This is a genomic window from Thermanaeromonas sp. (assembly GCF_021890735.1).
GTDB lineage: Bacteria > Bacillota > DSM-521 > Neomoorellales > Neomoorellaceae > Thermanaeromonas.
In genome coordinates, this window is sequence record NZ_JAKKUR010000073.1 from 1 (window position 1) to 9,077 (window position 9,077).

Sequence of the window (9,077 nt, forward strand, 5' to 3'; positions counted from 1 at the left end):
AAGGCGCCAGCCATGGCCGCCTCCGGATACCCGCTGTTGGGGCTGGGATGGCGGCTCCCGTCCCGCCATAGCACCCGCCAAGCTTCCCCCGCCTTACCCCCTACTAACAAGGCGGCCAAACAGAAGAAGACACCTGTAAGGCGAGCGGGTATAAAGTTAGCGAAATCATCTACACGGGCTGCGGCACGGCCGAAATAAAGGTAGCGCTCATTTCTATACCCCAGCATGGAATCTAAGGTATTTATAGCCCGGTAGGCCATGGCTAAAGGAACCCCGCCCACCAGGGCATAAAGAAGAGGAGCCAAGATCCCATCGCTTGTATTTTCGGCCACACTTTCGATGGTCGCCCGGGCTACCTCCTTTTCCTCCATCCGCTCAGTATCCCGGCTCACCAGCATAGCCACCTTACGCCGAGCGGCTGGTAAATCCCCTCGGCTTAAACAAGAAGCTATCTCCCAAGCTGTAAGGCATAATCCCCGTGCAGCTATGGTAGTAGAAAGTAGCCACGCGCTTAAAAAATACCCCCATAGCCAGCCTATCTTATAAGCTAAGGTAATCAATACCTTAGTCATAAGCCAGCTTAACCCCACGATTATAACTTCTATGATCATCCCCGCTAGATACTTAAGGCGGGGGGTTGTAGCCCAGGGCCAAAGGAGCCTCTCCAGCGTAACTATCCCTAAGCCCATCACCTGGGTAGGATGGATCAACCAGCGGGGATCGCCTATGATCACGTCCAGAAGCAGGGCTAACAAAAAGACTTCCAAGCTAACGGGCAAACCACCCACCTGCCAAGGGTCGTTCTAAACCCATAATCTGGCCTAGTTTCTCTAAATCGAGATGGGAGGCCACTGTCCTGGCCAATTCCTCTAATCTTTCCTCTTGCTCGGCCTCAAATCCTCGCCTATAACCCTCCCCTGGTCTTAGGCCCCGTCTCTGACGAAGTTTTTCTATAAAGCTTTGCCGGAAGCCATCGTTATCGAAAATACCGTGGATATAAGTGCCCCAGATATGTCCGTCTATAGATACAGCTCCATCTTGTATCTCGACAGTCTCTCCTCCCCTGCTCTTTATATAAAAGGCAGGGAGAGCCTCCCCACGTTTTTCGCTAACACCCATATGGATCTCATAACCCTTTAACAGCCCGCAATTAGTTAAGCCCCAAAAAGGCCCTAGCCCCGCCACCTCCGCTTCCACTAAATACGTGGCCTTGGGCAGCTTAAAAGTAGTGATCATAGGCAATAATCCTAACCCTTCCAATTCCGGAGTGCTGCTTTCTACCTTAAAGGGGTCCCGGATGAGCTCGCCCAGCATCTGAAAACCGCCGCATATACCTACTACCGGCGTCCCTTGCCGAGCTAGCCTGATGATCTCTTTATCCCGGCCATATTGCTTTAATAAAAGTAGATCTTCAATAGTGTTTTTGCTCCCCGGTAGAATTACAAGATCCGGTCGGCCTAAAGGTTTAGATACCTCTACATACCGTACCCTTACCCCCGGCTCCCTCTCTAAAGCATCGAAATCGGTAAAGTTGGAAATGCGGGGGAGGAGAACTATAGCTATGTCTAGCTCCCCTGTCCCTGGATCTGGGGTGTTCCGTTGCCGTTCTTCCAGGGCCACGGAATCCTCTTCAGGTAAACTGGGCCCCGGTAGATAAGGTATTACGCCTAACACAGGTTTTCCTGTCTTTTTCTCCAGGAAATCCAAAGCAGGCTTAAGGAGAGAGAGATCGCCCCGGAATTTGTTAATTATGATGCCGGCCACTAAAGCTCGCTCATCAGGTTCCAGGAGCTCTAAGGTGCCCACCACAGAGGCCAAAGCCCCTCCCCGGTCTATGTCGGTCACCAGCAAAACAGGGGCTCCTACCATCTTGGCGATCCTCATATTAGCTATCTCCTGGTCCTTTAAATTTATCTCCGCGGGGCTCCCTGCTCCCTCGATGACTATGATCTCAAACTCCGCTGCCAGGGTAGCGTAAGCCCGGGCTACTGTATCAAGCAAGCTCAGGGCAAAATCCTTGTGATACTCCTTAGCCCCTAAATTTCCGACCGGCCGACCCATAACTATCACTTGAGAACAAGAGTGGCCGGTGGGTTTAAGGAGCACAGGATTCATCTCTACCCGCGGCTCTACCCCCGCTGCCCAGGCCTGGACCACCTGAGCCCGTCCCATTTCCCCGCCATCCGCGGTGACATAAGAGTTATTGGCCATATTTTGGGCCTTAAAGGGAGCAACTTTATACCCGGCCCGGTAGAATATCCGGCAAAGGGCGGCGGCTAGCACGCTTTTGCCTACATGGGAGCTAGTCCCCTGAAGCATAATATTTTTAGCCTTCAGCCTTAAAACCCCCTTTAAAAGCCAAATGCAAAAGGGCATTGACAGCCGCGGCGGCCACTGTGCTTCCGCCCTTGGATCCGCGGACCGTCAAGAATGGTATGGAGCCCCTCTCCAAAGCTTCTTTAGCCTCGGAAGCTCCTACAAAGCCCACCGGCGTCCCGATAATGACCGCCGGCCGGGTCTGCCCGCTTTCTATGAGTTCCAGGAGGCGGAACAAGGCGGTCGGCGCATTACCGATGGCTACTACAGAACCCCATATTCGAGGTGCCAGGTACTCCATAGCCACCATAGCCCGGGTCTCCGATCTTGCCGCGGCCCTCCTTATAACCTCTTCCTCCCGGATAGCGCAGATTACAGGGCATCTCCCTTTAGCGGCCAGAGAAGCATTTATACCGCTTCTAACCATTTCCACATCTGTTACTATGGCTGCTCCCTGGCGCAGGGCCTTTAAAGCCTCGGGCACTAGCTCCGGGTGGATAACGGTTAAGCTAGCGTAGCTTAAGTCCCCGGTGGCATGGATTATACGGGTGAGTACCTGTTTTTCCTGCGGGCTAAAATCCCCTTTAAGATGTGCGGAAATAAAGGCTTGGCTTTTTTCCTCAATATCCTTAGGGTCTCGCAAAAAATTCACCCGGTGCCACCTCCTGGATGCGCTCCACTATAACTTCCGCGATCCTTCTATCAGCTCCTAAATTAGCGGCATAGATAAACTCTACTTGGGGATAGGTGGCCCGCAGCTTCTCTATTTGTTCCGGTATATCCCTCTGTACGTGGAGCCCGTTACAGAAAAACATGGGCACCACGACGATTCTTTTAGCCCCTTCCTCTACCGCCCGAGCTACTCCTTCCGCCAGATCAGGTCGTGCCCGCATCATATAACAAGCATCTACTGGAAGACCTCCTAAAAGCTCGCCCACTTGCAAAGCTAGTCTCCGTAAGTGTTCGTTAGCTTCGGGTATGCGGCTCCCATGACCTAAAAGGATGATCCTGCTTTGCATTCATCTTCCTCCCCAAAATCCTTGACTTTAGGCTAGCCTTTAAACACATTAAAGGTTTGCTTCTAAAACCTTTAAGATCTCCTCTAACCTTAAACCTGGGGGTTCTGGGGGACGTCTTAAAAGGATAACTTCTAATCCTAAGTCCAGGGCGGCCTGGATCTTTTCCAAGAGGCCCCCCGTATGGCCACTATCCTTGGTCACCAAGATTTCGGCCTTATACTCACGAAAAAGGGCTAAATTTAATTCATAGCTAAAGGGTCCTTGGAGGGCGATAATATCCCGGGGCCAGAACCCGAGTTTAAGACACTTCTCTAAAGAATCCCGGTCAGGTAAAATACGTACCACTAAGCGTTTTTTCCGTAAACCCTCATGATTAGCAAAAACCTCTAAATGGCGGGACCCGATGGCCAAAAATACGGTGTTGCCCTGGGCCCGGGCTGCAGCTTCGGCAGCTTCTTCCCAATCTGAGGCCATATTAACCAAAGGATGTGGGGGTACAGGGACGAATTCCCGGCGGAGGCGGAGGTAAGGGATATCTATATCTTCAGCTACCTCCTGTGCTATGGAGGTTATCTTCTCCGCGTAAGGATGGGTAGCATCTATCACGGCCCCCACTTTTTCCCTTTGGACTAGCTCCTTAAAGGATGTTTTATCAAGTTCTCCTTGATATACTTCTAGAGCTCCGGCCTCCCTGGCCAGATAGGCACCATAAGGGGTGACGGCCGTAGCCAGCACCCGGTAACCTAAGTTTGCCAGCTCCCGGATAAGCCTGTTCCCATCGGATGTCCCGCTTAAAACTAAGATCACAGATCGTACCCCCTAGGGGTAACCATCCATTTCCCTAAAATTTGCGTTTGACTATTCCCTATAATAACTGTAGATAACATATCCACAGGGAGGCTTAAAAAAGAAGCGAGATCAGAGATCCATACTTGCTGGCCGGGACGCCCCGCCTGGCGGACGACCCCTACTGGTGTAGCTGGAGAGCGATACTGTAATATGATCTCTTGAGCCCGGCTGAGCTGCCAGGTGCGACTTTGACTTTTAGGGTTATAAAGAACAATCACAAAATCACCTTGGGCGGCCAAGTTCAGGCGCCGGGCGATGGTCTCCCACGGAGTCAAGCGGTCGCTCAAACTGATGACAGCAAAATCGTGCATAAGGGGAGCTCCCAAGGCCGCGGCTGCCGCCGTGGCCGCCGTCACCCCTGGGATTACTTCCACTCCTATCTTTCCGGCCTGGTCTTCTTGATGAAGGATCTGCAGAACCAACCCGGCCATTCCGTAAATCCCCGCATCCCCGCTAGAAACCACTGCTACCCTTTGCCCTCGGGCTGCTCGCCGCACAGCTTCCTGGCACCGTTCCACTTCTGCCGTCATCCCTGTAGCCACAACCTCTTTAGAAGTAGCCATCTCTCCCAGGAGGGCTACATAGGGACGGTAGCCTACCACAACCTCGGCCTGGGCTAAAGCTTCTGTGGCCCGGGGTGTCATATCTTGCGGTCCCCCAGGGCCCAACCCCACTATAGATATGTGGCCCTGGCCAAGGCTACGGTTACCCCGTTTAAGGCTATCTTCTTGCATATGAGCTCCCCCTTTCTTGCTCCTAGCAGCGCTGCCGGCTCGCAAACACCTCCTAGTCCTAATTTCTCTTGGGCTAGGGGAGAATAGGATAGACCAGGGGTCTCTTCCCAAACCTTTAGGAGCTCATCCTTAGAAAAACTTAACAAAGGTACGTTAAGCCTCTGGGCTACAATTACTAGCCCTTCTTCTTTCGCCTTAAACTCCCAGGTAGCCAAAGCCTTAAGGCTTAATAGGCTGCGGCCGGCTGTTTTAAAGGCTACCCCTAAGGCCCTAAGGATAGACTTATAGTCTATCCGTTTGCGGCAGCCCACCCCTGCTACCAGCTCCTGGGGCCGCCAGAAAACCCAAGGTCCAGGAGGAAGCTTGTCTCTCCTTGAAGTAACGAGTATCCCTGCCTCCCACCCTTCTGGACCTCGATACTTAGACCAAGGCTCAACCTTTAAACCTTTAAGCTCCCTTTCCAGCCTTTCCTGCCAGGGTTCTTCTGCCCAGACGCCTACCTTCTTCCCATTGACCAGCGCTCCCATAACCTGGGCGAACCTTTCTTCAGGGGTAACCTTAAACCCTAACTCTTGAGCCACCACATCTAAAGCTGGAAGACCCTGGATATCGCTAGATGTAGTGATAACTGCTTTTCCTCCCAGGAAATGGGCTATCTCCCGGGCCAGTCTATTAGCCCCCCCTAGGTGGCCAGATAAAAGGCTTATGGCATATTCTCCCTTCTCATCTAACACCACAACTGCAGGGTCCTTCTTCTTATCCTGTAGATAGGGAGCGAGACACCGTACTACTATCCCTGTAGCCATGATAAAGATAAGGCCCTGGTAACTCTTCCAAAGCTGGCCACAGAAGTCCTTTAAAGGCCGCTTAAAGGGGAATATAACCCCTTCTTCCTCAAACTTTAAAGATGCATCCCTTGAAGAGACTTCCTCTAGTAAGGCTAAAGGAGTATAGATATGGGCTTCCCCTTTATATAAAAAGGCTATCCTCCTTGCTGTCTTAAGGCCCTGTTTCGTCAAGGTGATGATGGCTAGCTTCATCTTTTTTCCTCCGGAAACCGTGGGAAAAGGCAGGATGATATAGGCGGGAACGCTGGCCCCTTCCCCGTAGAAAATCCCCTACCAGAAGCAAGGCCGTGCGCTCTATACCCTCCTTTTGAGCGCGGTCAGCGATATCGGCCAAACTCCCGTATAAAATCCTCTCTTCAGGCCAGGAGGCTTTGTAAACTAGCGCAGCCGGAGCTTCCAGGCCATATCCGGTGGCCAGTTCCTGGGCAGCCTCCTTTAAACAATGGGCGCTTAAGAACAAACATAAGCTAGCCTGGTGAAGGCTTAAAGCCGCAAGATTCTCAGCCTCCGGCACGGGAGTCCTCCCTGCCCTGCGGGTTAAAATAAGGGTCTGGCTCTGCCCTGGCAAGGTAAATTCTTTTCTGACCGCCGCTGCTGCTGCAGAAAAGGAACTAACCCCGGGAACGATCTCATAGGGGATACCGCGGGCTTCTAAAGCCTCTATCTGTTCTTGTATCGCGCTATAAAGGGAGGTATCCCCTGTATGAAGCCGGGCCACCTTTTGCCCTCTTCTTACAGCTTTTTCCATAAGATCTATAATCTCTTCTAAAGTTAAAGAAGAACTATCATAAATACGAGCCTCGGGCCGCGCCCAACTCAGCAGGGCAGGGTTTACTAAAGAGCCAGCATAGATTACAACCTCCGCTTCCCTTAAAAGGCGCTGCCCCTTCACCGTTATGAGTTCGGGATCTCCGGGCCCTGCCCCTATGAAATAAACCTTCATTTTATATTCCTTCCTTTATGTACAAGAATAAGGGACAAGTAGTCGTGCCGCTGGCCCCGGTCAGCTTCCAGATCCCAGGAAAATCGTTCGCCTTCTAGACAGCAGCGCGTGGCTAAAACCGAATCCTTAAGGACCCCTACTTCGGCCAAAAGACCTACAATTTCCTCGTACCTCCGGGCTACTTTCATAAGGACCAGATTGGGAAATTGGGCAAGCCATTCCCTTAAAGTAGCCACATCTTCTTCCACTACCGGTATGATGGCTAAAGGCTCGTCCCCCTTGGCCAAGGGCAAGTTAAGTCTAGCCGCCGCAGCACAAAAGGAAGTAATACCCGGCACAGTCTCTATTTTTAATTCTGGGTTCATCTCCCGGGCTTTCTCCATGAGGTAGCTGTAGGTACTATAGAGGCTAGCATCTCCTAAAGTTAAAAAGGCCACATCTTTACCCTCGTAAAGCTTATTTAACAACTGGTGAGCGGCGGCTTCCCAAGATCGTTCTAGATACCTACGGTCCCGGCTCATAGGCATAAAAAGAGAAAGGATCTCCTGCTGGGGCCGCAGGAAAGGTTTTACTACTTTGAGGGCCAAGCTCTCCTCCCCCCGCTGGGAGACAGGCACTGCCACCACAGGCACTTCCTCTATTATGCGGCGCGCCTTAAGTGTAAGAAGCTCGGGATCTCCAGGTCCCACCCCTACTCCGTAAAGTTTCCCTATCAAAACCTTGCCTCCTCCTTGTCTTACTTCTTTAACCCTGGGTCAGGACTGTAACTGGATAATATATACTGGATTAAGGGCCCGGAAAATCTCTCGCTGGCCTATCTTCTCTAGCCTGGCCACGTTCAAAGCTATAGCAGTAGTTTTTAGTCCCTTTTCCCGTCCGAAATTTACAGCTTCCCATAAGGTATCCAGGGTCACCGCATTAATAACTATAATCCCTTTAGGCTGTAACTGGCTTAAACACTGAAGCAAAATCTCCTTAAGATTTCCCCCGCTCCCCCCGATAAATATGCGGTCAGCGGGAGGTAACCCGGCTAACACCCCCGGTGCTTCCCCAGCTAGATATACCACATTGGTTAGACCGAAGGAGTCCACGTTAATACGAGTAAGTCTGAGGGCTTCTTCGTCTTTATCTACGGCATATACTATCCCAGGCGAAACCAGCCGGGCAGCCTCTACGGTTATAGATCCTGTCCCTGAGCCTATGTCGTATACGGTTTGGCCAGGAGCCAAACGGGCTTTAGCCAAGGTCAATACCCGGACCTCTTCTTTGGTTAGAGGCACTTTCCGCCTTTCAAATAGCTCATCGGGAATACCTGGGGTTATGTAGGGCCATCTATTTTTTCCTATATCCACCGATAATCACCGCTGCTTGAGGAAAGTCAGAGCGGGCCAGATCCTCTGCCAAAAGATACTCTATACGTTCTTCCGGGCCGCCTAGCTCAGCCCCCACCCAAAGGCTTACCTTCCCTAGGCCTTGAGAGGTTAAGTATTCGCCTACCTTAGAAGGCGTATTGCTACCCCCCGTTAGAAGAGCTAGCAATACTTTATCTCGGGCCAGCCCCTCTAGGTAAGGATCTAAGAGGCTTAAAGGTCTCCCATGGAGGCTTAAAATAGTAGCCTCTTCCCAGCTACAACCCAAGCGGGCAAAAGCCAACTGCACAGAACTAATTCCAGGTATCACTGTAATTTCTTCTTCTGGAAAATGCCGCTTTAGCCACCCCAAAAGGCTATACAGACCCGGATCTCCAGAAACCAATACTGCCGTTGGTCGCCCCCGCACGCTCTCTAAAAAGCGGCGGAGACTTTCCAAATCCCCATCTATCACCCTTTTCTCCCGTTCTAGGAAAGCAAAAAGCGCTAAAGCCCTACGCCCCCCTACTAAGATCTCAGCTTGAGCTACCGCCTCATAGGCTGCAGGGGTAAGCCAAGAAGGGTGCCCCGGCCCTATACCTATAACCTTAAGCCAACTCCCCCTGTTTTGTGTCATAACCCCATTCCCCCAAAATCTGGCGCGCTTTTTCATCCCAGCCGACGATCTGTCCCCTAAGGTTTAGAAAAGCTGTCCCTACTTCGACTTTATCCTGCAGACGTTCTTTAAGTCTACTGCTGGCCAGTCCTGCCATATGATTCCAAAATGTCCGGCAAAATTCCCTTCCCCAAGCCTCCTCCAAAATGGTAAGTACAGTTTCCACTGTGTTAGCCTCTAACACCGCCTTAACCACTCCCGGTGGGGCACCCCAGGCCGCCGCCCAAGCCCCTACTATCTCCCGGCGGGCATCAGCCAGGCGGCTATGGGTATGGAAGATCCCTCCTACCACCTTCACTAATTTACCTATATATCCCCATAAAAGGAGACGCTTTATATGCCG

Annotated in this window: 11 protein-coding genes and 1 pseudogene; all 12 read right to left on the reverse strand. The window is 51.7% G+C overall.

All coding sequences use genetic code 11. The annotated features are described in order from the left end of the window. Positions 1–779 (reverse strand): adenosylcobinamide-phosphate synthase CbiB (gene cbiB / locus L5656_RS09285; protein ID WP_297202242.1); only part of this gene is annotated, 779 nt, incomplete at its 3' end. Continuing rightward, positions 769–2,319, reverse strand: coding sequence for a cobyric acid synthase (locus L5656_RS09290; RefSeq protein ID WP_297202245.1), 1,551 nt, complete (start codon positions 2,317–2,319; stop codon positions 769–771). The genes cbiB and L5656_RS09290, both read right to left, overlap by 11 nt. A 7-nt stretch (positions 2,320–2,326) precedes the next feature. Beyond that, a complete protein-coding gene (locus tag L5656_RS09295; protein ID WP_297202248.1) occupies positions 2,327–2,968 on the reverse strand; it encodes a precorrin-8X methylmutase in 642 nt (213 codons plus the stop codon). Further along, a complete protein-coding gene (locus L5656_RS09300; RefSeq protein ID WP_297202251.1) occupies positions 2,946–3,335 on the reverse strand; it encodes a sirohydrochlorin chelatase in 390 nt (129 codons plus the stop codon). Before L5656_RS09300 ends, L5656_RS09295 begins: the two co-directional genes overlap by 23 nt. Before the next feature lie 48 nt (positions 3,336–3,383). Beyond that, on the reverse strand, positions 3,384–4,142 hold the full coding sequence (gene cobK, locus L5656_RS09305; protein ID WP_297202253.1) for a precorrin-6A reductase: 759 nt from the start codon (positions 4,140–4,142) through the stop codon (positions 3,384–3,386). Beyond that, the gene (gene cobJ, locus L5656_RS09310; protein WP_297202256.1) at positions 4,139–4,918 is read right to left on the reverse strand and encodes a precorrin-3B C(17)-methyltransferase; all 780 of its coding nucleotides are present in this window, start codon (positions 4,916–4,918) and stop codon (positions 4,139–4,141) included. The genes cobK and cobJ overlap by 4 nt, the downstream gene beginning before the upstream one ends. Next, on the reverse strand, positions 4,858–5,958 hold the full coding sequence (locus L5656_RS09315) for a cobalt-precorrin 5A hydrolase (protein ID WP_297202259.1): 1,101 nt from the start codon (positions 5,956–5,958) through the stop codon (positions 4,858–4,860). Before L5656_RS09315 ends, cobJ begins: the two co-directional genes overlap by 61 nt. Next, on the reverse strand, positions 5,918–6,709 hold the full coding sequence (gene cobM / locus L5656_RS09320) for a precorrin-4 C(11)-methyltransferase (RefSeq protein ID WP_297202262.1): 792 nt from the start codon (positions 6,707–6,709) through the stop codon (positions 5,918–5,920). Before cobM ends, L5656_RS09315 begins: the two co-directional genes overlap by 41 nt. After that, positions 6,706–7,425 (reverse strand): precorrin-2 C(20)-methyltransferase, encoded by a 720-nt coding sequence (gene cobI / locus L5656_RS09325; protein WP_297202264.1) that lies wholly within the window; start codon positions 7,423–7,425, stop codon positions 6,706–6,708. The genes cobM and cobI overlap by 4 nt, the downstream gene beginning before the upstream one ends. Before the next feature lie 39 nt (positions 7,426–7,464). Next, a complete protein-coding gene (gene cbiT, locus L5656_RS09330; protein ID WP_297202266.1) occupies positions 7,465–8,061 on the reverse strand; it encodes a precorrin-6Y C5,15-methyltransferase (decarboxylating) subunit CbiT in 597 nt (198 codons plus the stop codon). Continuing rightward, positions 8,042–8,695 carry a precorrin-6y C5,15-methyltransferase (decarboxylating) subunit CbiE gene (cbiE, locus tag L5656_RS09335; protein ID WP_297202269.1) on the reverse strand — a complete coding sequence of 218 codons (654 nt, stop codon included), beginning with the start codon at positions 8,693–8,695 and terminating at the stop codon, positions 8,042–8,044. The genes cbiT and cbiE overlap by 20 nt, the downstream gene beginning before the upstream one ends. After that, positions 8,667–9,077: pseudogene (locus L5656_RS09340) on the reverse strand (cobalt-precorrin-5B (C(1))-methyltransferase CbiD); the annotation flags it as partial. The gene cbiE and the pseudogene L5656_RS09340, both read right to left, overlap by 29 nt.